General features: G+C 63.6%; 22 protein-coding genes. 14 read left to right on the top strand and 8 right to left on the bottom strand.

The window, feature by feature from the left end:
- Positions 1 to 111 precede the first annotated feature (111 nt).
- From gldA to gldC, 6 genes are all read left to right on the top strand, one after another.
- A complete protein-coding gene (gene gldA / locus IC234_RS01380) occupies positions 112 to 1,020 on the top strand; it encodes a gliding motility-associated ABC transporter ATP-binding subunit GldA (protein ID WP_190922043.1) in 909 nt (302 codons plus the stop codon).
- 164 nt (positions 1,021 to 1,184) lie between these two features.
- Entirely contained in the window at positions 1,185 to 1,910 is a 726-nt protein-coding gene (gene gldF / locus IC234_RS01375; protein ID WP_190922042.1) for a gliding motility-associated ABC transporter permease subunit GldF, read from the top strand.
- On the top strand, positions 1,910 to 3,640 hold the full coding sequence (gene gldG, locus IC234_RS01370; RefSeq protein WP_190922041.1) for a gliding motility-associated ABC transporter substrate-binding protein GldG: 1,731 nt from the start codon (positions 1,910 to 1,912) through the stop codon (positions 3,638 to 3,640). The genes gldF and gldG overlap by 1 nt, the downstream gene beginning before the upstream one ends.
- Before the next feature lie 72 nt (positions 3,641 to 3,712).
- Positions 3,713 to 4,138 carry a hypothetical protein gene (locus tag IC234_RS01365; protein ID WP_190922040.1) on the top strand — a complete coding sequence of 142 codons (426 nt, stop codon included), beginning with the start codon at positions 3,713 to 3,715 and terminating at the stop codon, positions 4,136 to 4,138.
- 104 nt (positions 4,139 to 4,242) lie between these two features.
- Positions 4,243 to 5,367 (top strand): DNA polymerase III subunit beta, encoded by a 1,125-nt coding sequence (gene dnaN, locus IC234_RS01360; RefSeq protein ID WP_190922039.1) that lies wholly within the window; start codon positions 4,243 to 4,245, stop codon positions 5,365 to 5,367.
- Between the two features lie 119 nt (positions 5,368 to 5,486).
- Entirely contained in the window at positions 5,487 to 5,822 is a 336-nt protein-coding gene (gene gldC / locus IC234_RS01355) for a gliding motility protein GldC (RefSeq protein ID WP_190922038.1), read from the top strand.
- 84 nt (positions 5,823 to 5,906) lie between these two features.
- Here gldC and IC234_RS01350 read toward each other — a convergent pair whose 3' ends face one another.
- The 5 genes from IC234_RS01350 to IC234_RS01330 form a co-directional block, all read right to left on the bottom strand.
- Positions 5,907 to 6,455 (bottom strand): hypothetical protein, encoded by a 549-nt coding sequence (locus IC234_RS01350; RefSeq protein ID WP_190922037.1) that lies wholly within the window; start codon positions 6,453 to 6,455, stop codon positions 5,907 to 5,909.
- Positions 6,456 to 6,586: 131 nt separating this feature from the next.
- Positions 6,587 to 7,123, bottom strand: a complete 537-nt coding sequence (gene dcd / locus IC234_RS01345; protein WP_190922036.1) for a dCTP deaminase — start codon at positions 7,121 to 7,123, stop codon at positions 6,587 to 6,589.
- 41 nt (positions 7,124 to 7,164) lie between these two features.
- A complete protein-coding gene (locus IC234_RS01340) occupies positions 7,165 to 8,058 on the bottom strand; it encodes a hypothetical protein (protein ID WP_190922035.1) in 894 nt (297 codons plus the stop codon).
- A gap of 116 nt (positions 8,059 to 8,174) precedes the next feature.
- Entirely contained in the window at positions 8,175 to 9,473 is a 1,299-nt protein-coding gene (hemL, locus tag IC234_RS01335) for a glutamate-1-semialdehyde 2,1-aminomutase (RefSeq protein ID WP_190922034.1), read from the bottom strand.
- A gap of 143 nt (positions 9,474 to 9,616) precedes the next feature.
- The gene (locus IC234_RS01330) at positions 9,617 to 11,365 is read right to left on the bottom strand and encodes an ABC transporter substrate-binding protein (RefSeq protein ID WP_190922033.1); all 1,749 of its coding nucleotides are present in this window, start codon (positions 11,363 to 11,365) and stop codon (positions 9,617 to 9,619) included.
- A 214-nt stretch (positions 11,366 to 11,579) separates the two neighbouring features.
- Between IC234_RS01330 and IC234_RS01325 the strand changes: the two genes are divergently transcribed.
- From IC234_RS01325 to IC234_RS01305, 5 genes are all read left to right on the top strand, one after another.
- The gene (locus IC234_RS01325; RefSeq protein ID WP_190922032.1) at positions 11,580 to 12,236 is read left to right on the top strand and encodes a TetR/AcrR family transcriptional regulator; all 657 of its coding nucleotides are present in this window, start codon (positions 11,580 to 11,582) and stop codon (positions 12,234 to 12,236) included.
- 51 nt (positions 12,237 to 12,287) lie between these two features.
- Positions 12,288 to 13,991: a peptidase domain-containing ABC transporter gene (locus IC234_RS01320; protein ID WP_190922031.1), complete on the top strand. Its 1,704-nt coding sequence runs from the start codon at positions 12,288 to 12,290 to the stop codon at positions 13,989 to 13,991.
- 144 nt (positions 13,992 to 14,135) lie between these two features.
- Entirely contained in the window at positions 14,136 to 15,530 is a 1,395-nt protein-coding gene (locus IC234_RS01315) for an HlyD family secretion protein (protein WP_190922030.1), read from the top strand.
- Entirely contained in the window at positions 15,514 to 16,980 is a 1,467-nt protein-coding gene (locus IC234_RS01310; RefSeq protein ID WP_190922029.1) for a TolC family protein, read from the top strand. Before IC234_RS01315 ends, IC234_RS01310 begins: the two co-directional genes overlap by 17 nt.
- A 132-nt stretch (positions 16,981 to 17,112) precedes the next feature.
- Positions 17,113 to 17,799, top strand: coding sequence for a DUF1361 domain-containing protein (locus tag IC234_RS01305; protein WP_190922028.1), 687 nt, complete (start codon positions 17,113 to 17,115; stop codon positions 17,797 to 17,799).
- A 315-nt stretch (positions 17,800 to 18,114) separates the two neighbouring features.
- On the opposite strand, the gene IC234_RS01300 is transcribed toward IC234_RS01305, so the two are convergent.
- Positions 18,115 to 18,537 (bottom strand): DUF1810 domain-containing protein, encoded by a 423-nt coding sequence (locus IC234_RS01300; RefSeq protein WP_190922027.1) that lies wholly within the window; start codon positions 18,535 to 18,537, stop codon positions 18,115 to 18,117.
- A gap of 165 nt (positions 18,538 to 18,702) precedes the next feature.
- On the opposite strand from IC234_RS01300, the gene IC234_RS01295 reads away from it, so the two are divergent.
- Positions 18,703 to 21,717 carry a M1 family metallopeptidase gene (locus IC234_RS01295; protein ID WP_190922026.1) on the top strand — a complete coding sequence of 1,005 codons (3,015 nt, stop codon included), beginning with the start codon at positions 18,703 to 18,705 and terminating at the stop codon, positions 21,715 to 21,717.
- 11 nt (positions 21,718 to 21,728) lie between these two features.
- Here IC234_RS01295 and IC234_RS01290 read toward each other — a convergent pair whose 3' ends face one another.
- Complete coding sequence (locus tag IC234_RS01290) at positions 21,729 to 22,100, bottom strand: hypothetical protein (protein WP_190922025.1); 372 nt, start codon at positions 22,098 to 22,100, stop codon at positions 21,729 to 21,731.
- A gap of 148 nt (positions 22,101 to 22,248) precedes the next feature.
- Here IC234_RS01290 and dgt point away from each other — a divergent pair, with 148 nt between their 5' ends.
- Positions 22,249 to 23,634, top strand: coding sequence for a dGTP triphosphohydrolase (gene dgt, locus IC234_RS01285; RefSeq protein ID WP_190922024.1), 1,386 nt, complete (start codon positions 22,249 to 22,251; stop codon positions 23,632 to 23,634).
- A 27-nt stretch (positions 23,635 to 23,661) separates the two neighbouring features.
- Positions 23,662 to 24,000, top strand: coding sequence for a hypothetical protein (locus IC234_RS01280; protein WP_190922023.1), 339 nt, complete (start codon positions 23,662 to 23,664; stop codon positions 23,998 to 24,000).
- Here IC234_RS01280 and IC234_RS01275 read toward each other — a convergent pair.
- Positions 23,997 to 24,725 (bottom strand): type 1 glutamine amidotransferase, encoded by a 729-nt coding sequence (locus tag IC234_RS01275; protein WP_190922022.1) that lies wholly within the window; start codon positions 24,723 to 24,725, stop codon positions 23,997 to 23,999. The genes IC234_RS01280 and IC234_RS01275 overlap by 4 nt on opposite strands.
- Positions 24,726 to 24,765: the final 40 nt, after the last annotated feature.

The raw sequence follows: 24,765 nt of genomic DNA, 5'->3' as shown, positions 1-24,765 counted from the left end.
TACGCGCAGCCGAAGCATCTCTACCTCAAACCTAATTACTTGCGCAGTGGAGATGCTTCGGCTGCGCGTAGACCAGATGAGCATGACGTTCTTGCGTCAAACAGTTCCAGCATGGTAGAAATTGAAAACCTGACCAAAACCTACGGCGCCCAAAACGCCGTGGACAACATCAGCTTCACGGCGGGCAAGGGCGAAATTGTGGGCTTCCTCGGGCCAAACGGCGCCGGCAAAAGCACCACCATGAAAATTGCCACCGGCTACCTCCCCCCCACCGCCGGCACCGTGCGCGTGGCCGGCCACGACGTGCTGACCGACAGCCTGGCCGTGCGACGTCACGTGGGCTACCTGCCCGAGCACAACCCGCTGTACCTCGACATGTACGTGCACGAGTACCTCGAATTCATCGGCTCGGTGCACGGCCTCAGCGGCAAAAACCTGCGAACCCGCGTGGGTGAGCTGGTGCGCCGCGTGGGGTTGAGCCGCGAGCAGAACAAGCAGATTGGGGCGCTCAGCAAAGGCTACCGGCAGCGCGTGGGCCTGGCCCAAGCCCTCATTCACGACCCCGATGTGCTCATCCTCGACGAGCCCACCACCGGCCTCGACCCCAACCAGATTCTGGAAATCCGCCAGCTCATTCGCGAGGTGGGCGAAGACAAAACCGTCATTTTCAGCACCCACATCCTGCCCGAAGTCACGGCCCTGTGCTCGCGCGTGCTCATCATCAGCCGCGGCAAGCTGGTGGCTGACAGCCCGGTGGCCGAGCTGGCCGCCCGCGCCGCCGGCGAAACGGTGGTGCGCGCCGAATTCGAAGGCGCCGTGGATTCTGCCAAGCTGGCGCAACTACCGGGCGTGCGCAACGTGGAAGCGGCGCCGGGCGGGGTGGTGCTGTTGCGCACCGCCCCGGGCACCGACGTGCGCGCGGCCGTGTCGCGCCTGGCGGGCCAGGAAGGCTGGACACTGCTCGGGCTGCGGCAGGAGCACCAGAGCCTGGAAGAGGTGTTTGGGGAATTGACGAAATGATGAATTGAACGTCATGCTGAGCGGAGCGCAGCGAAGTCGAAGCATCTCGCTTGCCATCACTAATCCATGACGTTGTAACGACTGAATTACTACCACACGCGAGATGCTTCGACTTCGCTGCGCTCCGCTCAGCATGACGTTTTAACTTTCGGCTTTCACGCCATATGCTTACCATCCTTCAAAAAGAATTCAACGCCTTCCTGAACTCCCCCGTGGCCTACGTGGTGCTGGGGGTTTTCTTGGTGGCAACAGGCCTGTTCGTCTGGGTTTTTCCCGATAGCAGCGTGCTCGACTACGGCTACGCCGACCTGCAGACGCTGTTTAATCTGGCCCCGTGGATTTTCCTGTTTCTCATCCCGGCCATCACCATGCGCACCTTCGCCGAGGAGAAAAAGGCCGGCACCATTGAACTGCTCCTGACGCGCCCGCTCACCGATGGCCAGATTATCGGCGGCAAATACCTGGCCTGTTTGCTACTGGCGTTGCTGGCCCTGATTCCGACGCTGCTCTACTACTTCTCGGTGTACAAGCTGGGCAGCCCCGAGGGCAACATCGACTCGGCCGCCACGGTGGGCTCGTATCTGGGCCTGGCGCTGCTGGCGGCGGTGTTTGCGGCCATCGGCATCCTGGCTTCGGCCCTTACCCGCGACCAGATTATTGCGTTTCTGGTGGCGGTGGTGGGGTGCTTTCTGATTTACTCAGGCTTCGACTCGCTGGCCTCGGTGCTGGAGGGCAGCCCGGCTTATTACATCGGCCAGTTGGGCATTGCGGCCCACTACCGCGACCTGAGCAAGGGCCTGATTGACTCGCGCGACGTGGTGTATTTCTTCAGTGTGGTTGCGGTGGCGTTGCAGGCCACGCGGCTGGTGTTACGGAGCCGCAATTGGTAATGGAAAATACGTTGACTAATTCGCCGGCCACGGCCCCCGTTCCTGCTTCGCGCAAACAGCGCGACCTGTTGGCGTTTGCCGCCGTACTGGGCGGTCTGCTGCTGTTTAACTTCATCGCGCAGCGCTTCTTTTTCCGCGTCGATTTGACCGAGGAAAAGCGCTACACCATGTCCGACGCGACCAAAAAGCTGCTGCGCGACCTGAAGCAGCCGGTCACCATCACGGTCTACCTCACCGGCGATTTTCCGCCGGCATTCCGCCGCCTGGAGCAGGGCGTGCGCGAAACGCTGAACGAGTTTCAGGTATACGGCGGGGCCAATCTGAACTACATTTTCATCGACCCCAGCGCGGGCGGCACCGAGGCGGCGCGTAATGCCTTTTACACCACCCTCTTCAAAAAGGGCCTGAAACCCACCAACCTCGGCGCCACCGAAAACGGCAAGCGCGTCGAGAAAATCATCTTTCCCTGGGCGGTGGTGAGCGTGGGCGGCAAAGACCGTAACGTGCTATTGCTGCGCGGCAACCAGGCCGCTCCCGCCGACGTGCGCCTCAACCAAAGCATTGAAGGGCTGGAATATGAGTTGGCCAGTACCATCCGCACGCTGGTGCCGGCCCTGCGCAAGCGCATCGGCGTGGTGGAAGGCCACGGCGAGCTCACCAACGCACAGGCCGGCGACATCCTTGGCACCTGGCAGCAGCAGTACGACGTGTTTCGCGTGACGCTGAGCAAGGTGAAGGACCTCAGCGCGCTCGATGCTGTGGTAGTGGCCCAACCCAAAACGCCCTACACCGAGGACGAAAAGTTCAAGCTCGACCAGTTCATCACCAACGGCGGCCGGGCACTGTTTTTCGTCGATGCGCTGCGGGTGGACCTCGATAGCGTGAGCCGCAACGGCGTGGCCCTGGCCACGCCCTACAATCTCAACCTCGACGACCTGTTCTTCAAGTACGGCCTACGTCTGAACCAGAACCTGCTCCTCGACCTGAACAGCGGCCAGATTCCGCTCGTGACCGGCATGGACGGCAACAAGCCCAAAATCGAGCCCATGCCCTGGCAGCTTTACCCGCTCATCAACAAGTTCAGCCCCCACCCCATCACCCGCAACCTCGACGCGGTGTACCTGAAGTTCGTCGGCAACCTGGACACGGTGAAGGCCACCGGCATCCGCAAAACCGCCCTGATGACCACCTCGCGCTACACCCGCGTGCTGCCCGCTCCGGTGCCCATCAATTTCAACGACGCCCGCCTGGAGCCCAACCCCAAGCTCTACCAGAAGGGTTTCCAGCCGGTGGCGTATTTGCTCGAAGGCCAGTTCACCTCGCTCTTTGCCAACCGTGCACGGCCCGGCACCCTGCAATTCCAGCCCGAAAAGCCGGCCAACGCCAAGCCCAGTAAAATTCTGGTCGTGTCCGATGGCGACTTTATCCGCTCCGACATCGACCCCAAAACCGGCAACCCCTACCGCTTGGGCTTCGACCGCCTCGCCAACACCGAATTCGCCAACCGCGAGCTGGTCCTCAACGCCACCGACTACCTGCTTGACGAAACCGGCCTCATCGCCGTGCGCGGCAAGCAAATCACCCTCCGCCCCTTGGACAAGGTGAAGCTGGCCGAGCAGCGCCGCCGCTGGCAACTGCTCAACATTGGGGCACCGCTGGCGCTGCTGGGTGTGTTTGGGGCCGTGCGGGCGTGGCGACGCAAGCGGCGTTATGCGGGGTTCGGCGCTTGATTATTTGTGCATAGTAATTCGCTCAAATGCTAGAGAAAGTATAGCATTTGAGGAGCAAGAACATTGTTCGCCATGAAAGACAGACCAGTGTTGCTCGGCTTGGCTTTTCCTTTTCTGCTTGTATTGTCGTTTATATGCTTGGGCTTTTTTGTATTTCGAAGAAACACTCAACACCTGTCGTATAGGCAAACCGAATTTTCCGGCACAATAGACAGCATCTACTATTACGACAAAAGCTTCCCAGTTATTTCATTAAATAACAAGCGTTTAACTCTGGAAGTACCTACTGGTTGCAGTAAATACCTAGCCAAAGGTGATTCTATCTTAAAAGGCCGCAATACGAAAACGATTAGAGTATTAAGGTCTGCTGGTAATTATCTAATTTCCACAACTTGGGGCTATAGTTCAGAAGGGCAAAAAGCCAACGCTGATGGCTTTGTTTCTTCATCTACAGTTAAGGTAAAACAAGAGCATTGGGTAAACTCATCTTATTATTAAGCGTCAGTGCAAAGCATCCCGGCAGCAAATCCCAGCCGCCCTTCCAAAGCCCAACCCCGCCCCCTATCTTTGCCCTCCCTTACTCCTAGCCTTAGCCTCGCACCATGAAATTCATCGTCTCTTCCTCCGCGCTGCTCAAGCAGCTGCAAAGCATCAACGGCGTGGTTACGAACAACCCCGTGGTGCCCATTCTGGAGAACTTTCTCTTTGAGATTGAGGCCGGTAAGCTCACCATCACCGCCTCCGACCTGGAGACGAGCATGATAACCGAGCTGCCCGTGGAGGCCCGCGACACCGGCCGCATTGCCGCCCCCGCCCGCATCCTGCTCGACACCCTCAAGAACCTGCCCGACCAGCCCGTGACCTTCACGCTGGACGAGGAAACTTACACCATCGAAATCAGCTCGGCCAACGGCCGCTACAAGCTGGCCGGCGAGAACGCCGCCGACTTCCCCCGCGTGCCGGTGGTGAAGGGCTCGGCCCCGATTGAGATGCCCTCCTCGTCGCTGGCCCGGGCCATCAACAAAACCATTTTTGCGGTGAGCACCGACGAGCTGCGCCCGGCCATGACCGGCATTCTGGTGCAGCTGGCCGATTCGCAGGTGACCTTCGTGGCCACCGACGGGCACCGCCTGCTGCGCTACCGCCGCCAGGACGTGGGCGCCGGCCAAACCGCCAACCTCATCATCCCGCGCAAAGCCTTCAACCTGCTGAAAGGCACGCTGCCCTCGGAGGCCACGCCGGTGAAGATGGAGTTCAACCAGAGCAACGCCTTCTTCTCGTTCAACCAGATGCGCCTCGTGTGCCGCCTGATTGACGAGCGGTACCCGGACTACGAGAACGTGATTCCGGTGAGCAACCCCAACAAGCTGGTCATCAACCGCCAGGAGCTGCTGAATTCGGTGCGCCGCATCAGCATCTACTCCAACAAAACCACCCACCAGGTGCGCCTGCGCCTGGCCGGCTCCGAGCTAGTGGTATCGGCCGAGGACCTGGATTTCAGCAACGAAGCCAAGGAAACCCTCACCTGCCAGTACGACGGCGAGGACATGGAAATCGGCTTCAACGCCCGCTTCCTGCTCGAAATGCTCTCGAACATCGACTCGGAGGAAATCACCCTGGAACTGAGCACACCCAACCGCGCCGGCCTGCTCATGCCCACCACCCCCGACGACAACGAGAGCATCCTGATGCTGGTAATGCCGGTGATGCTGAACAACTACGTTTAAATCTTGCCCTTAAAACTGTCATCCTGAGCGCAGCGAAGGACCTACTCAAGTCAGAACGCCAATCGTTCGGCAAGGGTAAGGTCCTTCGCTCCGCTCAGGATGACACATTTTTACCAAACATGAAAAAATCAGAAATCCGCTTCAGCATTGCGCTGGATGACAATAAAGTACCCGAGGCCATCAGCTGGTCGGCCACCGACGCGGGCCCGGACATTCACTTTGCCAAAGCCATCAACATTGCGCTGTGGGACCGGGAGCAGGTGGGCACCATGAAAATCGACCTCTGGACCAAGGACATGCCCGTGGACGAGATGAAGCGCTTCGTGGTCGACAACATCGGCTCCATGGCCGAGAATATCGTGACGGCTACCGACGACAAGGAAATGGCTGCTAAGATGCGTGCCCTTTGCAAAGAGCTGTCGGAGTACCTCGACAAGCAGGAACAAGGCCAATAGCCAGAGCTTTCAGGCCCGCCCAGACACCAAAAAGCCCCGTCGGAATATTCCGGCGGGGCTTTTGTATGTCAAATAGGGTACCTTCTACCGGGCGTTGCGGCCCAGGTTGCCAGCCGGCCGGTTGGCGGGCTTGGTGCTGGCGGGCGCAATGGTAGCGTCGTTAGCACGGGCCGGGGCTGGGTTCTGCACCGAGTTGGTGAGGAGGATGCTGGCCGATTGGGCGGCGTAGTCCTTGTCGTACTTGTAGTACGTGGCACGCGAGCCGAAATAGCTGCTATATTGGTCGTTGCTGAGGAAAGCCTGCAACTCCTTGTCGCGCTCCTTGCACACGCCGTTGCACTCGGCATCGATGAGGCTGGGGTTGCCGGCGTTTTTACGCTCGATGGCCGCCATTTTGGCGATTTTATCGGCATTGACGGCGCGCAGCTTGGCGGCCTGGTAGTTGTTGAGGCGCAGGTCGCGCACCATCTGGTTGCTCAGGCGGTCAGCCCGCACCTGCACCGGGTTGAGGCGCGGCGAAGATTGGGTTTTATCCTGGGGCTCCACGGTGGTAGCGCGGGAGGCTTGCTGGGCAGAAGCGGTGCCGGCCATCAGCGCCAGCAGCAGGGAAGCAAATGCTGATTTCGTCGTCATCGTCGTGGGGTTTTGGTACACACTTACGCAAGGACCGGGCCAGAGGAAAGGCGGCTCAGTTGCTCATTTAAACGCAGGAAAAGCCCGAACGGTTCGGAATCGGCCGGCGCACATAGCGCGCGCCGAATATGCTACCAGTTATTTTTCCACATCATCGACTCCACCGGTTTGTCGGTTCGCTCGTTGTATTTGGCGTTCTGCTTGCGGTTGTAATAGTTGTTGACGTCGCCTTGCACCGTGAAATAAATCAGCTGGCCAATGGGCATGTGGCGGTACACGCGCACCGGCATCGACACGCTGATTTCCAGGGTCCAGTAGTTGCAGAAACCCACGTCGCCCTTGCCGGCGGTGGCGTGAATGTCGATGCCGAGGCGTCCCACGCTGCTCTTGCCTTCGAGGAAGGGCACGGTGGCGTGGGTTTCGGTGTATTCCTGCGTCACGCCTAGGTAGAGCTTGCCAGGCTGCAATACGTAGCCTTCTTCCGGGATTTCAAACGTGTCGATTTCGTTGTGCTTGCGCGCGTCCAGCACCTCGTCGCGGTAAGTGGCCAGGTACGGGCCCAGGTGCACGTCGTAGGAATTGGTGCCCAGGCAGCTGCGGTCGTAGGGTTCGATGACGATGGTGCCTTTTTCGATTTCCGCGAGGATTTGCTGGTCAGTTAAAATCATGGGGTTGAGAAACGGGGTGCAGAAAATGGGGCCGGACGGCGCTAGTCGTCGTCGTGGTGGCGGGCCGGCTCGGTGGGCTCGAAGTCGTCATCGTCTTCGTAGCTGTCTTCGCGCAGGCCCGTCGACTGGGTGGGGCGCAGGCGGCTCACGAAGCTGCGGGGCTCGGGCTCCGGCTCGGGGTCGGCCGCTAGGTTGTTGATGCGGCGGCTCATGCCCGGCAGCACGCTGGTGGTGAGGTACAGCAGGGTCAGGAAGCTGCCGAGGCTGAGCAGCAGCGTGAAATAGTCGACCCAATCGTGGCGCGGGGCGGCGCCAGGTGCTTCGGACGCGCCAACGGGTACGCTGCTGAGCGGGGCTTCGTCGGAGGAAACGGGGGCGGCCTCCTGGCCATCGGCGTCATGGGTGGTGAGGGGGGCCGCCACCGGCGCTTCGGGCTGAGCGTCGGTATCGGCGGGGGGCACGGCGGCGGTTTCTTCCGAGCCCGAGGCGTTGAATTGGGCGCTGGCCTGCTGAATGAGGCGCTGCTCGGCCCGGATGAGGGCCACCCGCTCGTCGCGCGGCAGGTTGTGAATGAAGAACTCAAAGTTCTTGTCCAGCAGCACCGACTTGAGCTGTTTCTCAAACTCGGCCAGCGTCATGGGGCCGTTGCCGAAACGGTTTTTGTACCGCTCAGCCACCCCGTTGTAGTTCATAAACAGCTGCTTGAGCGCCGTATTGGTCCCAAACCCGTCGAACTGACGGCGGGCGGCGGCGGTGCGCAGCGTGAGCGGAAACTTGCCGCGGGTGAACGACTTGTCGTACACCGTTTCCATGGTCCGGAAGTTTAGCTCGTCGATGGTTTTATCGAAAAGCCGCTTGTTGGCCTGGGCCGGCGTTTCGGCGTGGGCCAGCGGCCCGAGAAGTAGCAGCAGGGCTAGAAAAAGCTGTTTTACCATGGAGCAAAGGTCGCTGATTAATTCAGCGCACGGGTAATCGAAGCGAAAATAGGTGCCGGGCAGCCACATCAACGTCGGCCGGCCGGCACCTATTTTGCGCGAAAACCAACGCCGGCCTACAAGCCGTGTGCTTCCACCAACGACTCGCGGCAGGCCTTCAGGTACATTTCCACCAGTTCGTCGGTGATGGCCGTGGACACGAAGAGGGCCTCGAACTGCGACGGCGCCAGGTAGATGCCGCGCTCCAGCATGGCGTGGAAATAGCGGCCGAACGCAGCTGTGTCGCACTTTTTGGCGTCGTCGAGGTTGGTGACGGGCTCGGAAGTGAAAAACAGGCTGAACATCGAGCCCACGCGGTTCACGGTGTAGTTCAGGCCCAGTTCGGCGGCAATCTGGCGGGTGCCATCGGCAAGGCGGGCGCTGCTGGCGTCGAGGGCGGTGTACAGTTCGCGGTGCTCGTGCAGGTAGCGAAGCTGGGCCATGCCCGCGGCCGTAGCCATGGGGTTGCCGGAAAGCGTGCCGGCCTGGTACACCTTGCCGGCGGGCGCTACGCAGTTCATGATGTCTTCGCGGCCACCGTAGGCGCCCACGGGCAGGCCGCCGCCGATGATTTTGCCCAGCGTGGTCATGTCGGGCGTGATGCCGTAGAGCTCCTGCGCGCCACCTTGTGCGAGGCGGAACCCGGTCATCACCTCATCGAAAATGAGCACAATGCCGTGCTCGGTGCACAGGGCACGCAGGGCTTGCAGGAAGCCTTCGGCCGGGGCCACGAGGCCCATGTTGCCCACCACGGGCTCCAGAATGAGCGCGGCCACCTCGCCGGGGTTGGCGGCGATGAGGGCTTCCACGGCGGGCAGGTCGTTGTAGGGCGCGGTGAGGGTGTCCTGGGCCACGCCGCGGGTCACGCCGGCCGAGTCGGGCTCGCCGGCGGTGAGGGCGCCGCTACCGGCCGCAATGAGAAAGGCGTCGCCGTGGCCGTGGTAGCAGCCTTCAAACTTGATGATTTTGGCGCGGCCCGTGTAGCCGCGCGCCGCCCGAATGGCCGACATGCAGGCCTCGGTGCCGGAATTCACGAGGCGCACTTTCTCGATGCTGGGCACCATCTGCCGAATCAGTTCGGCCATGTCTACCTCGCGGTGGGTGGGCGCGCCGAAGCTGAGCGAGTGCGGCAGCGCCTTGGCCACGGCATCGAGCACCACCTGCGGGGCGTGGCCCAAAATCATGGGGCCCCAGGAGTTGATGAAATCCACGTAGCGGTTGCCGTCCACGTCCGTCAGCCAGGCACCGTGGGCGCTTTGCATGAACACCGGCGAGCCCCCCACCGAGCGGAAAGCGCGCACCGGCGAATTGACCCCACCGGGAATAAGGGTTTTGGCACGTTCGAAAAGGGCAGCGGAAGTGGTAAGGTTGAGCATTATTAGGTCTTAGGTTTAAAAATTACGGTCATGCTGAGCGCAGCCGAAGCACCTCGCGTGCAGCAGTAATCATTACTTGTGAGGCAGAGATGCTTCGACTGCGCTCAGCATGACCGTTCTCACATTACGCCGATTTCAAGGTTCTACCGCAGCACTTGCAGCTCCAGGTTGCTGAGCTTGACGATGGGCACGGTTTGGTTGTCGTGGGCGCCGCCGGTGTAGTTCTGGCCTTCAAAAATGGCCCCGGGCGTGGCCCCGGCATTGGCGAGATTGGTCTGGAAAGCGGGACCGTACTGGAACAGCGCCGTGCCGAAGTACAGCATCAGCTCAAAGCCCTGGCTAGCGAAGAGCGACGGCGGCAGGCGCTGGCGCTGCAGGTACAGCTGCCGAAACCGCCGGAAGCCCGGCCCTTGCTCGTCGTAGTACTTAGGCTGCAGCATGTACACACCGGGGGCGGCCAGCTGCGACACGTCGAGGCGGGCGTTATCGAGCCACGAGCCGGGGCACAGCAGGGCCGGGCGCGTGGCGGCGGGCAGCTGCTGCCACTGCTTGAACGCGGCGGGCCCCACGCGGCGGTTGTCGGAAAACACCACCAGGTGGCTGGCGTTGGCCAGGTCGAGGCCGGTAAAGGCGGCATTGAGGCTTTCGTCCACGTCGGGGTTGAAGCGGCGCAGCGTACCAATTTTGCCGCCGTCGGTTTCGTAGGCGGCTTTGTAGGCGTTGGCGAAGGCGGCGTCGTCCTTGCTGTCTTCGTGCAGCACCACCCCGGGGCGCCCGGCGCCAAAGGCATTGAGCGCAAACTGGGCCGCCACCCGGCCCTGCGTGGCCGTGCTGGGCGCAAACAGGTAGTGCCAGGGGTTGTTCAGCACCAAATCCGCGTCCTGCGACAGCGGGTTGACGCACACAATCTGGTGCTCGCGGGCATAGCGGCCCAGCAGCTTGGCGCCCGACTTATACACCGGCCCGATGAGCAAGTCCATGCCGGCCAGCTCGGGCAGGGCCAGCACCTGCTTGAGCGTGAGGGTGTCGGCGCCGGTGTCGTAGGCGAAGAGCTGGATGGGGTGCCCGGCCCGCTGCAGGCTGTCCTGGGCCAGGCGCAGCCCGGCGTAGAGGTCGGTCACGAATTGGTTTTTCCGGACGGTTTGCCAGCTGGGGTCGCTCAGCTCGAAGGGCAGCAGCACGGCTACGTTGTAGCTGGCTTTTTTGGCCACCACGGCGCGGGGGCGCGGCGTGTAGCGGGTGCGGTCGAGGTTGAAGCGCGCTATCAAGGCGTCGAGCTGCGGGCGGTCGGCCTCGGTGAAGGTGCCGCCGACGACGAGGTTGTCGGCGTAGGCGCGGGCCAGGGCGGCATCGTCGGGGTAGCGGCGCAGGTTGCGCTGCCAGGTGCTGCGCTCCTTGATGCGGGGCAGATAAGTGGCCTTCATGGCCTCGCGCTCGGGCACAAACTTATCGGCCGGCAGCTGGGCCAGGGTTTTGAGGGCGGTGTCGTAGTCTTCCTGCTCGAAGGAGGCCTGGCCCTGCAGCAGCAGCGCGTCGGGCAGGTTGGGGTACGCGGGGTACTCGGTGCGCAGCAGGTTGAGCAGCTGCTCGGTTTCGGGCCACTGCTTGAGGCGGGCGTAGGCCACGGCGCCGAGGTACGCCGCGTCGGCGGCGCGGGCGAAGCGGGCGCCGGGCTGGGCCAGCGGCTCCAGCAGGGCCACGGCCGCGGCGTAGTTGCCCTGGTCGAGCTGGGCCTTGCCGCTGCGGTAGCGCGCGGCGGGGTCGGCCGCGGCGGGCGGGGCAGCGGGCCGGGGCTTGGGCTTGGCGGGCGTTTGGGCCAGGGCGGGCTGGGCGAGCAGCACGCCAGCCACCAGCCACCGAAGCGGAGGTCGCAGCGAAGGGAATGGGGTCATGGAAGCAAAAAACAGACTTCCGCTACTACGGAAAGCCGGGCAAAATTAGCCATAAATACCCCGGCGCGGCGGTGCCCCGCCCCGCTCCCGCCCCGCTGGCTACCGCCGAGATTAAACCCCTCTTAAACTAGGATTAAATCGCTATTAAAAATGATAGTATTGCTTTCATCGGCTGTCCGGGCGCCGGAATTTTGCAGTACAAACGCTGTTTCCAATGCTTCCCACCCTTCGCCCCGACCTCAACCAGCACCTGTACCTGCGCGACCCGCAGGCCACCGATTTGGGCCGCCGCCTGCTGGCTGAGAGCGTGCGCCTGCTCGACGACATCGGCTTTGAGGCCTTCACTTTTAAGAAGCTGGCCGCGGCCATGGGCTCGACCGAGGCCTCGCTCTACCGCTACTTCGAAAACAAGCATCGCCTGCTCACCTACCTCGTGAGCTGGCACTGGGCCTGGCTGCGCTTCCGGGTGCGGGTGGCCCTGCACAACGTGACCGACCCGCAGCAGCGCCTGCGCCTAGCACTGGCGGCCGTGTGCGAAGCCAGCGTGGACGACCCCGCCACGCCCGATTTCGACGAGGCCGCCCTCTACCGCGTGGTGGTGGCCGAGGCCAGCAAGGCCTATCTCACCAAGGAAGTGGACGCCGACAACCGGGCCGGGCTGTTTCAGGAATACAAGCAGCTGGTGGCCGAGCTGGTGGCCCTGGTGCAGGCCGTGAACGCGCGCTACGCCCACCCGCACGCCCTGGTGAGCACGCTGCTGGAATCGGCGCGCAAGCAGCACTTTTTTGCCCAGCACCTGCCCTCGCTTAGCGACGGCGCCGACCAGGTGCCGGCTTTTCTGACCCAGCTGGCCTTTGCGGCGCTGGCTTAACTTATTCGATATTAACGCACTGCTATGGCTTCTTCTCATTCCCTCACCCCAATGCAGCGCCTGTTCCGCCTCTTCGCGGCCGAGCGCACCGACATTGTCTACCTCTACGTGTACGCGGCGCTGGCCGGGGTCATCAGCCTGAGCCTGCCGCTGGGGGTGCAATCGGTGATTGGCTTCGTGAGCAGCGGGGCCGTGAGCACCTCGCTGGTGGTGCTCATCGGGCTCATTGTGCTGGGCACGCTGCTGGTGGGCGGCCTGCAAATCATGCAAGTGACGCTGGTGGAGTACATGCAGCAGCGCCTGATGGCGCGCGTGGCCCTCGACTTTGCCGTGCGCCTGCCCAAGGTGCGCGCCGAGGCCCTGGAAGGCGAGTACCTGCCCGAGCTCATGAACCGCCTGCTCGACGTGCCCACGCTGCAGAAAGGCCTGGCCACGCTGCTGATTGAGTTCTCGGCCGCCGCCCTCCAGATATTGTTTGGCCTGCTGCTGCTCTCGTTCTACCACCCCATCTTCATCGCCTTTGGCCTCACGCTGGTGCTGGTGCTGTACGGCCTGATAGCCCTCACCGGCCCCAAAGGCCTGAGCACCAGCATTGCCGAAAGCCAGTACAAATACCGCGTGGTGGCCTGGCTCGAAGACGTGGCCCGCACCGTGAGCAGCTTCCGGCTGCCGCCCCGCCAGGGCCTGGCCCTGGGCCGCACCGACGACCTGCTGAACGGCTACCTCGGGGCCCGCGCGGCGCACTTCCGGGTGCTGCTCACGCAGTCGTGGGGGTTTGTAGTGTTCAAAACGCTGGTCACCGCGTCGCTGCTGGGCATTGGGTGCTGGCTGCTGATTGAAAAGCAGATTAACATCGGCCAGTTCGTGGCCGCCGAAATCGTCATCATCCTCACCATTGGGGCGGTAGAAAAGCTGGTGCTCAAGCTCGACGTGGTGTACGACGCCCTCACCTCGCTCGACAAAATCGGCCACGTGCTCGACCTCGAACCCGTGACGCCCCCGGCGGGCACGGCGCTGCTGCCCGCGGGCGCGGCCGGCGCGGGCCTGGCGGTGGAGCTGCGCGGCCTTTCCTACAGCTACCCCAACGCCACCCACACCACCCTCGACGACGTGTCGCTGACCCTGGGGCCAGACAATCACCTGGCCCTGGCCGGGGCCGACGGCGCCGGCAAAACCACCTTGCTGCGGCTGCTGGCGGGCCTGCTCGACGGGTATTCCGGCCAGATAGTGTACGCGGGCCTGCCCCTGGCCGACCTCGGCCCCGAGGCGCTGGCCGCGGCCGTGGGCGACAACCTCTCGCACCAGCACCTGTTTTCGGGCACGGTGCTTGAAAACATCACCCTCAACCAGCCCCACCTCACGGCCGCCGACGCCGCCTGGGCCGTGGAGCTGGTGGGCCTGCGCGACAACCTCTACGCCCGCCCCGGCGGCCTGCAAACCCCGGTGGGCCCGGGCCATCCGCTGGGGGCCGGCATCACCCAGAAGCTGCTGCTGGCCCGCGCGCTGGTGGGGCGCCCGCGCCTGCTCCTGCTCGACCACCTGCTGCCGGCCGCCTCGCTGGCCGAGCGGGTGCGGGTGCTGCGCCGCCTGCTGGCGCCCGGCCTGCCCTGGACCGTGATACTGGGCACCACCCAGCCCGAGCTGCTGGCCCTCATGCCCCGCGTGGCCGTGCTGGACGAAGGCCGCCTGGTGGCCGAAGGCACCCTGGAAGAGGTGCGCCAAACCCCCGAGATGCGCGCCCTGCTAAGCGCGTAGGTTTCAGCTAAAAGCTGAGGGGTAAACGCTTAAGCCCAACATACACCTATTCCGGCTTTTGAATTTTGCCTCCCCCCTTTTAACTTCTAAAAAAACCTCCTTCCACAACTGACAGGCGTTTCCGCCTTCCCATTTTTCTGAATCATGCCATTCGCTGAACATCCCACTTCCGAAACCCACCCCGACGCGGGGCGCTTCACGGCGTTTCGGCGGGCGCGCACGCCCCGGGCCGGCCGCACGCTGGCCCGGTGGGCCGGCGGCCTGGGGTTGCTGGTGCTGCTGTGCGGGTTTCTGCCCTGGACGCAGAACATCCGCTCCACCGGCAAGCTGACCACGCTGCGCCCGCAGGACCGCCCCCAAACCGTGCCCAGCACCATCGGGGGCCGCATCAAAACCTGGCGCGTGCAGGAAGGCCAGCTGGTGCAAAAAGGCGACACGCTGGCCGAAATCGTCGAAATCAAAGACAAGTATTTCGACCCCGAGCTGCTGGCCCGCACCCGCGAGCAGTTGGAAGCCAAAATCGCCGGCCTGCGCGAAAACACGGCCAAAACCGCTGCCTTGGGCAACCAGCAGGACGCTCTGCGTCTGGCCCTGCAAGCCAGCCTGGCCAAGGCCCGCAACAAGGTGCGCCAGGCCGACCTGAAAGTGCGCTCCGACCGCGCCGAGCTGGTGGCGGCCCGCGCCGATTTTGCCATTGCCCAGCGCCAGCTGGAGCGCCAGGAGCTGCTCTACAAGCAAGGCCTGAAGAGCCTGACCGAGCTGGAACAGCGTCGCCTGAAATTTCAGGAAAGCACTGCCAAGCTGCAGGCCGTGCAAAACAAGCTGGGGGCCTCGCGCCAGGACTCGGTGAGCGCGCGCATCGAGCTGCAGTCGCTGGACGCCGAGTACGCCGACAAAATTGCCAAGAGCGAGAGCGACCGGCGCTCGGCCACGGGCTACCAGTTCGACACCGAGGGCCAGATTGCCAAGATGCGCAACGAGCTGGCCAACCTGAGCATCCGGGCGGGCTATTACTTCATCACGGCGCCCCAAACCGGCTACGTGGTGCGGGCCCTGAAGGAGGGCCAGGGCGAGATTGTGAAAGAAGGCGAAGACCTGGTGACGCTGATGCCCGCCAACCCGCGCCTGGCCGCCGAGCTCTACGTGAAGCCCATGGACATTCCGCTGCTGCGGGTGGGCCGGCGGGTGCGCCTGCAGTTCGACGGCTGGCCGGCGCTGGTGTTCACGGGCTGGCCGGGCAGCAGCTTCGGCACCTTCGGCGGCATTGTGCAAGTGATTGACAACATTGACTCCAATGGCCAGTACCGCATTCTGGTGACGCACGAGCCCGGCACGGAGCCCTGGCCCGCCCCGCTGCGCGTGGGCTCGGGCGTGTACGGCTGGGCCCTGCTCGACGATGTGCCGGTGTGGTATGAGCTGTGGCGCCAAATCAACGGCTTCCCGCCCAACTACGTGGGCGCCGAGCCGGCCTACGCGGGCGGCAAAGACAGCAAGGATGGGAAGAAGGCCAAAAGTGCAGATTATGGAAACGAGGAATAAGGGCTTGCGGGCGGTGCGTGGCTGGCGCCTGCTGGCCGCTCTGCTCCTGCTGCTGCCTTGGGCATCTCAGGCCCAACCCACGCCCCCGGCCGATTCCGTGGTCATCAGCCACGCCGAGTTTCTGGCGCTGCTCGACCAGTTTCACCCGATGGCCCGGCAGGCCAACCTGAACCCGGAGCGCGCCCAGCAGGAAATTCGCCAGGCCCGCGGCGCCTTCGACCCCGCGCTCACGGGCAAGTACTACGGCAAAGAGCTGAAAGGCAAAGACTATTACCACGACTGGGAAACGGCCTTGCGCATTCCCACCTGGTTTGGCGTGGACGTGAAAGCCGGCTGGGACCGGGGCGTGGGCCCCTACGTGAACCCGCAGGAGTACACTGCCAGCAGCGGCCTGAGCTACGTGGGCCTGAGCGTGCCCCTGAGCCAGGGCCTGCTCATCGACGAGCGGCGCACGGCCGTGCGCGTGGCCCAGGCCCTCGTCGGCCTGGCCGAGGCCGAGCGCCGGGCGGTGCTGAACAAGCTGCGCCTGAGCGCCAGCAAGGACTACTGGGAATGGGCCCTGGCCACGCAACGCCTGCGTCTGCTCTCGGCCAACGAGCGGGTGGCCGGCACGCGCTTTGCCGCCACGCGCCAGCGCGTGCTGGCCGGCGACCTGGCCGCCATCGACTCGGTGGAAGCCCTCACGGAGCTGCAAAACCGGCAGGCCCAGCGCGTGGCCGCCCGCGTGCAGTGGCAAAACGCCGCTTTGGTGGCGTCCAGCTACCTCTGGGACGCCGAGGGGCGCCCGCGCGAGCTGCCGCCCACGGCGCAGCCGCAGCCCCTGCCGGCCGCGCCGGCCTGGCGTCCGCTCCTGCCCGATTCGCTGGCCCAGCTCACCGAGCAGGCCCTGCAGCGCCACCCCGACCTGGCCAAAACCCGCGCCAAGCAGGTGCAATTGGGCCTGGAAAACCGCCTCGCGCTCAACAAGCTGCTGCCCAAGCTCAGCGTGGACTACAACCTGCTGCTGCCCGGCCAGCCCTTTGCCCTGGAAAACACCCCCAGCCCGTTCACGGGCGCGTATTCCACCAACAACTACAAGCTGGGCATCAGCTTCTCGCAACCCATTTTGCTGCGGGCCGAGCGGGCTAAGCGCCAGCTGGTGCAGCTCAAGCTGCGCGATGCCGGCTACCAGCTCAGCAACGACCAGCGCCAGGTAACCAACGCTTTGCAAACTGCCGCCAACGACTGGCAGGCGCTGCTGGAGCAGCTGCGCCTGCAGCAGCAGGCCACCGTGAACTACCAACGCTTGCGCGACGGCGAGCTCATCCGCTTCGAGAGCGGCGAAAGCACCGTGTTCTTCATCAACTCCCGCGAGGCGAGCCTGCTGGCCGCCCGCCAGAAGCTGGCCGAGCTGCAAGCCAAATACGCCCAGACGCAGGCCCAGGTGCGGTATGCAGCCGGTGGCGACTAAACGCGACCTTGGGCAGCAGCGGAAGCAGGCCGCACAGAAAACCGCCCGGCCGGGCAATACGCCCGGTCGGTTTGGAGTTGTGCCTGCCGCCGCTGGCAGACCTGCCGATTGGCCCCGCCGTATATTAGTCTTATGCAAGCACTGTCCCTCTCCAGCCTCCCCGTTTCCCGCGCCCGCCTCACGCTGATGTTCGTGCTGGGCGCTTCGCTCACGCTCAGCATGTTGCTGATAATGGGACGGGTGCTGCTGACGGGGCACCTCACGTTTTTGTTTCTGGTCTGGAACCTGTTTCTGGCCGTCATTCCTTTTGCCCTGAGCACCTTGCTGGGCATTGCGCAGGCGCCGCTGCGCACCCGCATGCTGGTGCCGGTGGGCGCGGCCTGGCTGCTGTTTTTCCCCAACGCCCCTTACATCCTCACCGACCTTTTCCACCTCGATGCCCGCCCCGGCGTGCCGCTCTGGTACGACCTGGCCCTCATCCTGAGCTGCGCCTGGAACGGGCTGATGCTGGCCTACGCTTCGCTGTCGGACATGCAGCGGCTGGTGCAGGCGCGGCTGGGCTTCTGGACGGGCTGGGTGTTTGCCACGCTGGCGCTGCTGCTCAGCAGCTTTGGCATCTACCTGGGCCGCTACCTGCGCTTCAACTCCTGGGACGTGCTCACGAACCCGCTCACGCTGTTTTACGACATTGTGAACCGCATTCTGCACCCCTTCTCCTTTCCCGGCACCTGGGGTGTGACGCTGGTTTTCGGCTTGTTTTTGCTGGTGGGCTACGGCACGGTGCGGCTGCTGGGCCGGGCACACGAGGAGGAAGCGTAGCAAGAAGCCGCGCTACTGTTGTGTTGCCAGTACGGGCCAAATTTTACCGTAGCACGCGATAAGCACGACTTGGATAATAAAGCCTAGCGCAAGCCCTACACAATACATCGAGAATTGTGTGTCGGTTTTCGAAAAAAGTTTAGAGATGGCGGCCCCTGTAATGACGGCCACGATGGCAGCTAGCTCTTTGCTGGTATGGCTATGCGTGGAATAAAAGGTCACAGCCGTAATCCAGCCAATTACGAGTCCAAACCACACGGCTCCCCCATCAATTATCAAGTTTTTATCCTTTTGCTCCATCAGGCTGTCAGTAAGTTACCAGCCAATGATACGCAACGTTTTATTGTCTGGCTCGCCGGCGTAAAACTTGTCGAGCACCCGCTGAAAAACCGGGTGGACTTGCAGGCTTGCAAACAGCGTCATCGAGGATTTGAGCTTCATGTCATCGGGGCTGCCGAGGATGCGGTAAGGGTCGTTCGACGACAAGTCAAGCAGCGCCTGGCTGATTTCCAGCAGGCGCGCGCCCAACACCGGATGCTGCAAAAACGCCGCGGCTTCGGCCCGGTCGCGCAGCGCGTAGAACCGGGCGGTTTCGCTCAGGCCCAGGCCCTGAATCTGCGGAAAGATGTACCACATCCAATGCGTGCGCTTGCGGCCGCTGTTGATTTCGGCCAGGGCCGTCGGGTAAGATGCCTGCTGGGCGTCGAGAAAGCGTTGCAGGGAGTTTTCGCTGGGCATGAAGCAAAAGGCTGGTGAGCCCCGTTGAACGGAAGTTTGCCGCTTACCGATGCCATTTCCCGGGGACAACCGGCGCTTACGGCGGCGCCTTTCGCCGTGCTGTTCTTCGGCGCGCCGTAGCTTCGCCCCGGGGCGCGGCTCTACTCCCGGCTCTTCCTGTTTCGCATGAGAAAACGTTTCCTCTTCGGCCTGTTGGCCCTCTTGCCGGGCCTGGCCCTGGCCCAGCGCCGCCCCAAACCCAAGCCCGCCGCCCCGGCCAAAGCCGCCGCAGTGCCTTACTTCCAGCAGGAAGTCACTTATTCCATCGACGTGAAGCTCGACGACCGCGCCCACTACCTGCGCGGCCGCGAAGAGCTGACCTACCTCAACAACTCGCCCCAGGCGCTGAGCTTTATCTGGTTCCATCTGTGGCCCAACGCCTACCGCGACAACCACACGGCGTTTGGCCAGGAGCAGCAGCGCCACGGCAGCCGCAAGTTTTTGTTCGCCAAAGCCCAGGACCGGGGCTTCATCGACAGCCTCGGCTTCGTGGTGAACGGGCAGGCGGCCAAGCTCGAATTCGACCCCCAGAACCCCGACATTGCCAAGCTGGTGCTGCCGCAGGCGCTGGCGCCGGGCGCGTCGGCCACCATTGCCACGCCGTTTCGGGTGAAGCTGCCGGGGTCGTTTTCGCGCCTCGGGCACGTGGGGCAGAGCTACCAGATTTCGCAGTGGTACCCCAAGCCGGCGGTGCTGGACCGGCGCGGCTGGCACCCCATCCCCTACCTCAGCCAGGGCGAGTTCTACTCCGAATACGGCTCCTTCGACGTAAGCATCACCCTGCCCAGCAACTACACGGTGGGGGCCACCGGCGTGCTCCAAAACCCCGACGAGCAGGCCCGCATGGCTGCCTTGGCCGCCGCCTCGGCCCAGAAGAAAACGGCCGATGACTTCGGCAAGGACGTGGCCTTCCCGGCCTCGGCGCCCACCACCAAAACCCTGCGCTACAAGCAAGACCGGGTGCACGATTTCGCCTGGTTTGCCGACAAGCGCTTCAACGTGCTGCGCGACTCGGTGCAGCTGCCTTCGGGGCGCGTGGTTTCGACATGGGTGCTGTTCACCAACCGCCAGGCAGTGAAGTGGATAAAGGGCCTGCAGGACGTAAATGATGCCGTGCGGAACTACTCGAAGTGGGTGGGCGACTACCCCTACGCCAGCGCCACGGCCGTGGACGGCGCCCTCTCGGCCGGCAGCGGCATGGAATACCCCATGGTGACCGTGACCGAGCCCGAGGCCATTGTGCACGAGGTGGGCCACAACTGGTTCTACGGCATTCTGGGCTCGAATGAGCGCGACTTTCCGTGGATGGACGAGGGCATGAACTCCTACTACCAGTACCGGGTGGAGGCGCTCACCAACCCGCAGGCCGGCATGCTGGCCGCCCTGCAAAAGGCCAAGCCCGTGGCCAACACCTTCGGGCTGGAAAACCTGCCCGGCCCGGCCCTGAGCCTGCTGCCCTACCAGGCGCTGGCCACGCGCGGGCTGGCGCAGCCGGTGCACGGCCCCACCTCGGCCGACTACACGCAGGTGAACTACGCGGCCACGGTGTACGAGAAAACGGCCGTGTCGATGAAGTACCTGGCGGGCTACCTGGGGCAGGAGAAATTCGACGCCGCCATGCAGCTCTACTATTCGCGCTGGCAGTTCAAGCATCCCTATCCGGAAGACATGCAGGCCGTGTTCGAGGAAAGCACGGGGCAGAAGCTGGGCTGGTTTTTCCGGGATTTTCTGGGCACGGCGCAGCCCTACGATGCCGACATCAGCGCGCTGGCCGTGTTCAACGACGTGGTGAAGGTGCTGGTGCGCACCGATTCTTCGGTGCCGTGGGCCGTGCCCGTCTCCACGGTCGACGCCCAGAATAACGTGCTCGAAACCCTCTGGACGCCGCCCTTCGGCAACACCGACCCCAACGCCGACGAAGAAGTGACGAGCCAGCTCAACTTCAAGCGCGAAAACGTGGCCGCCGTGGTGGTAGACGCCGGCTACCTCACCCCGCAGCTCAACCGCCGCAACGACCGCCTCAAGATTGAAAGCGGCCCCCTCGACCGCTCCGAGCCGCTGCGCTTGCGTCCGCTTTTCAGCGTGGAGCGTTGGGACAAGGCCACCGTAAACTGGCTGCCCGTGCTCGGCGCCAACACTTCCGACAAGCTCATGCTGGGGGCCGCGTTCTACAACAACCCCTTGGCGCCCAAGAAGCTGCAGTACCTGCTCATGCCCATGTACAGCTTCAACCGCAACGAGTTGAACGGCATTGGGCGCATCCAGCTCAACGCCCTGCCCCAGCGCGGCTCGCGCCAGTTCATCACGGCCCTCACCGTGCAGCGCTTCGAGCGCTATTTCAAGACCGAGCCCAGCTTCACGTTCATCTTGCCGCACCGGGTGGGCTACGTGCCCCAGCAGCAGGTGCAGGTGGCCTTCACTTCCGTCACCGACCAGGACCTGAGCCGCACCAGCAGCATCGTGACGGGCGCCTACAGCGTGCGCCACGAAGACGCCCTGCAGGCGTGGTCGGCCAACGTGGAACTCAACCACCTGCTGGCCAGCGCCACCGAAAGCAACGACAAAGGTGCCGTTCTGCTACGGGCCGAGGCCGCCTACCAGCGTTTCTACACCCCCAAGAAGCGCGTGCAGGTGCGCCTGTTCGGCGGCCGTTTCCTGCAAAGCGCGGCCCAGACCGACTTTGTGCTGGGCCTGAGCAGCAGCCCCGACTACCGCCGCCAAACCGCCTTCCTCGACCGCCAGCAGATTTCGCACGCCCTCACCGCCCAACTGCACCAGACCGACAACCGCGACGGCGCCTTCAAAGCCTTCGTGCCCGTGGCCAGCCAGAAGTGGCTCAGTTCCCTGAACGTGCAAGTCGACGTGCCCGCGCTGCCCCTGGCCGTGTTTGCCGACCTCGGCGCCACTAGCGAAAAGCAGTTTGTGGGCGGCCGTGCCACGGCGCAGCGCCTGTTCTACGATGCCGGCGTGACGCTGCCGTTTGTCCGGAACATCTTCGAGGTGTACGTGCCCGTGGCCGGCTCGCAGTTCGCCAGCGGCCTGCCCGGCAGCCGCCAGGAATTCACCGACGGTATTCGCTTCGTGCTGAACCTGAACAAGCTGAGCCCCTTCCGCTTGCTGGACGAGAATTTGACGCGCTAGTATGTGGGCGCTTACGCGTCGGCGGCAGCATCCAGAAACAGGTACAAGGACTTAATCAAGCCATTTTCGACCACCGCCACATCCGAGCCGGTTGCAACCGGTGGCGCCCCCGCGGCACCCAGCCGCCACGAGACGAGCTGCACCGGATGATTGGCCTGCGCGGGCTTGGTCAATGCAAACTGAAATTCGACGGGCCATTCGGCCTGCAGCGTGGTAATAAGCTCATTTATCGCCCGATGCCCGGTGATGGCCGCTGTCCCGTCCCGTTCGAAAAAAGCAATATCGGCAGCGTAAACGCCTTGCATGGCGGCCAAGCGCCGGTCGGCATTTCGGTCGTTCCAGATAATTAACAAGCTGTCTTCCAGAAGTTGGGCGGTGTTCATAGTGGCTTGATTGAGTGACCTGCGTTTTATAACCGCAGCAATTTAGCCCAGCAACCGCCGCGGCCTTCGCCGATGCTTTCCAACGCTTCCCACTGAATCGAGTCGACCGTACCCGTGTCCCGCCCGACGCGGCCGCTACTTTTGCCCCATGCCCGCCGAAACCCCGATGTCCTGGCCGCGCCTGCTCTCGCAGCGCCGCTTCCCCGACCAACAGCTACCGCCCGCCAGCGCCGCCCCCGTTCGCGGCGCCTTCGTGCAAGATTACGACCGGGTGGTGTTCAGCTCGGCCTTTCGGCGGCTGCAGCGCAAAACCCAGGTGATGCCCCTGCCCGAAACCGACTTCGTGCACACCCGCCTCACCCACTCGCTCGAAACCGCCGTGGTGGGCCGCTCGCTGGGCCGCCTCGCCGCCCGCCACCTCATGGAGGCCGACGCCGAGCTGGCCCGCCAGCTGCCCAACCTCGACCAAGACTGCGGCGACATCGTGGCCGCCGCCTGCCTGGCCCACGACATCGGCAACCCGCCCTTCGGCCACTCCGGCGAAGACGCCATCAGCAGCTACTTCCTGAGCGCGGCCGCCGCGCCATACCTGGCCAATTTGACGGCGGCAGAAGTAGCCGATTTGCAGCACTTTGAGGGCAACGCGGCCGGCTTCCGCATCCTCACGCACACCTACGCGGCGCACAGCAGCGGCACCGCCGGGCTGGGCCTCACCTACGCCACGCTGGGCGCCTTCACCAAGTACCCGCGCCCCAGCCTCGTGCCCGACGATGCCCGCGTGGGCGGCGCCTCCGAGAAGAAATACGGCCACTTCCAGACCGAAAGCGCCCGCTTCCGGCACGTGGCCGCGGAGCTGGGCCTGTTGCCCAAAGACGCCGCCAACGGCTTCTACCACCGCCACCCGCTGGCCTTTCTGGTCGAGGCCGCCGACGACCTCTGCTACCGCATCATCGACTTTGAGGACGGCCTCAAGCTGGGCCTCATCGCCCCGGAAACCGGTTTGCCGCTACTCAAACGCATGCTCAACGACCCCGCCGGCCGCGTGGGCAGCGTGCAGTGGCACGACTGGCGCGAGGAGCTGGGCTACGTCCGCGCCCGCCTCATTGGCAAGCTGGTGGCGGAGCTGGCCGCGCTTTTTGCCGAGCACGCCCCCGCCATCCTGCGCGGCGAGTACGACCAGTCGCTCATCAAGGAGCTGAGCTGCTGGGTCGATTTGCAGGAAGTGCAGCGCCTGAGCATCAACCAACTCTACCGCAGCCGGCCGGTGCTGGAAATCGAAGCCGCCGGCTTTGAGGTGCTCGGCGGCTTGCTTGATGCGTTCCTCTGCGCGGTTTTTGATGCCAGCCAGGGCCACCGCAGCCGCAAGCTGCTCCTGCTGCTGCCCGAGCAGTTCCGCGCCGAAGGCCACCAGGCCCACGTGTCGGCCTACGAGAAAATCCTGCTGCTCACCGATTTTGTGGCCGGCATGACCGACCAGAACGCCCTGAGCTTATACAAAACCATCAAAGGAATTGACCTGCCGAAGGGATTCTAAAGCACGCAATTGCCGAAAGCTGGCCTTATGACGGACCTCGAAAACCTAAAGCAAACCTCGCTGCACGACATGGGCGTTGATGCCCTGACGGTCGATTTCAAACGCAGCGCCCTCACCCTCCAACTCGGCATTTACAACGAAGACACCCGCAGCTATGATACGCTGACGCTGGCGTTTCAGGGCGTCGGCGAGCTCAATCTGGGGCCGCTCGACTTGTCCGCCAGCGCCCTCACCGAGCTTGACATCGACACCCACACCATCACGCCGAAAGGCGCGGCCCACGCCATTCGCTTTCAGCTGCTCACCGGCCATGGGCAGGCGGGCACGCAATGGACCTTTACTTTCGAACACGTTAAAATCAGCTAGCTGCCGGAGGCAACCGTTTCTCCTTCGTGCAGGGCGACCAAGTTGGCGAGCAGCGACTCCAGTAGCTTGCGCCCCTTCCAGACCGATTTGAGCTTGGCGCGAATCTGCTCCGCCGTCTGCACGAACTCCTGCTCCTCGGCCTGCTCGTGCCCCTCAAAGGCCATGAGCTGCTCCACCATGGCCACCGTCATTTCGGGATGAAACTGCAGGCCGATGACGCCATCGCCCCACACGAAGCCCTGCGTGGCGCACCCCGCCGACATGCCCACCCGCATAGCGCCCGGCGGCACCGTGAATGTATCGAGGTGCCAATGCAGCACCGCAGCCTTTTCCGGCCACCCCTGCAGCAGCGGATGCGCCAAAGACTTTGCCGAAAACCGCACCGTCCAGAAGCCGATTTCTGGCGCGTGGTTGGGTTTTACCTCCGCCCCCAGCGCCTCGGCCACCAGCTGCGCCCCCAGGCAAATGGCCAGCGTGATTTTGCCAACCTGCAGCGCTGCGCGGATGAAAGCTTTCTCCTCGAGCATCCACGGCAGCCGGTCTTCGTCGTGCACGCTCATGGCGCCGCCTAGGAGCAGCAGGCCGTCGAAATCAGGCAGCGCCGGAAATACCGGGTTGGGCTCAAACAGCTTCGTGCACGTGAGCGTGTGGCCGTGTGCAGCCAGCCAGTTGGCCGCATGGCCGGGGCCTTCGTCGGGCATGTGTTGGAGGCAGTGCCAGCGCATGGTTGTCGTTATTAATGATAAGGAAGAACGTCATGCTGCG

Origin of the sequence: Hymenobacter armeniacus, assembly GCF_014699055.1 — a bacterium.
GTDB lineage: Bacteria > Bacteroidota > Bacteroidia > Cytophagales > Hymenobacteraceae > Hymenobacter > Hymenobacter armeniacus.
Note: the sequence above shows the minus strand (reverse complement) of the source record. Positions and strands in the feature narration are given on the sequence as shown.

Excerpts from the sequence above, each read along its gene's own strand:
- IC234_RS01340 (WP_190922035.1), bottom strand. The coding sequence starts at position 8,058 with ATGGTAAAACAGCTTTTTCTAGCCCTGCTGCTACTTCTCGGGCCGCTG.
- IC234_RS01275 (WP_190922022.1), bottom strand. The coding sequence starts at position 24,725 with ATGCGCTGGCACTGCCTCCAACACATGCCCGACGAAGGCCCCGGCCAT.
- IC234_RS01290 (WP_190922025.1), bottom strand. The coding sequence starts at position 22,100 with ATGAACACCGCCCAACTTCTGGAAGACAGCTTGTTAATTATCTGGAAC.
- gldG (WP_190922041.1), top strand. The coding sequence starts at position 1,910 with ATGGAAAATACGTTGACTAATTCGCCGGCCACGGCCCCCGTTCCTGCT.
- gldA (WP_190922043.1), top strand. The coding sequence starts at position 112 with ATGGTAGAAATTGAAAACCTGACCAAAACCTACGGCGCCCAAAACGCC.
- IC234_RS01280 (WP_190922023.1), top strand. The coding sequence starts at position 23,662 with ATGACGGACCTCGAAAACCTAAAGCAAACCTCGCTGCACGACATGGGC.
- IC234_RS01350 (WP_190922037.1), bottom strand. The coding sequence starts at position 6,455 with ATGACGACGAAATCAGCATTTGCTTCCCTGCTGCTGGCGCTGATGGCC.
- IC234_RS01305 (WP_190922028.1), top strand. The coding sequence starts at position 17,113 with ATGCAAGCACTGTCCCTCTCCAGCCTCCCCGTTTCCCGCGCCCGCCTC.
- IC234_RS01325 (WP_190922032.1), top strand. The coding sequence starts at position 11,580 with ATGCTTCCCACCCTTCGCCCCGACCTCAACCAGCACCTGTACCTGCGC.
- IC234_RS01315 (WP_190922030.1), top strand. The coding sequence starts at position 14,136 with ATGCCATTCGCTGAACATCCCACTTCCGAAACCCACCCCGACGCGGGG.
- gldF (WP_190922042.1), top strand. The coding sequence starts at position 1,185 with ATGCTTACCATCCTTCAAAAAGAATTCAACGCCTTCCTGAACTCCCCC.
- IC234_RS01330 (WP_190922033.1), bottom strand. The coding sequence starts at position 11,365 with ATGACCCCATTCCCTTCGCTGCGACCTCCGCTTCGGTGGCTGGTGGCT.
- IC234_RS01300 (WP_190922027.1), bottom strand. The coding sequence starts at position 18,537 with ATGCCCAGCGAAAACTCCCTGCAACGCTTTCTCGACGCCCAGCAGGCA.
- dgt (WP_190922024.1), top strand. The coding sequence starts at position 22,249 with ATGCCCGCCGAAACCCCGATGTCCTGGCCGCGCCTGCTCTCGCAGCGC.
- gldC (WP_190922038.1), top strand. The coding sequence starts at position 5,487 with ATGAAAAAATCAGAAATCCGCTTCAGCATTGCGCTGGATGACAATAAA.
- dnaN (WP_190922039.1), top strand. The coding sequence starts at position 4,243 with ATGAAATTCATCGTCTCTTCCTCCGCGCTGCTCAAGCAGCTGCAAAGC.
- hemL (WP_190922034.1), bottom strand. The coding sequence starts at position 9,473 with ATGCTCAACCTTACCACTTCCGCTGCCCTTTTCGAACGTGCCAAAACC.
- IC234_RS01310 (WP_190922029.1), top strand. The coding sequence starts at position 15,514 with ATGGAAACGAGGAATAAGGGCTTGCGGGCGGTGCGTGGCTGGCGCCTG.
- IC234_RS01365 (WP_190922040.1), top strand. The coding sequence starts at position 3,713 with ATGAAAGACAGACCAGTGTTGCTCGGCTTGGCTTTTCCTTTTCTGCTT.
- IC234_RS01295 (WP_190922026.1), top strand. The coding sequence starts at position 18,703 with ATGAGAAAACGTTTCCTCTTCGGCCTGTTGGCCCTCTTGCCGGGCCTG.
- IC234_RS01320 (WP_190922031.1), top strand. The coding sequence starts at position 12,288 with ATGCAGCGCCTGTTCCGCCTCTTCGCGGCCGAGCGCACCGACATTGTC.
- dcd (WP_190922036.1), bottom strand. The coding sequence starts at position 7,123 with ATGATTTTAACTGACCAGCAAATCCTCGCGGAAATCGAAAAAGGCACC.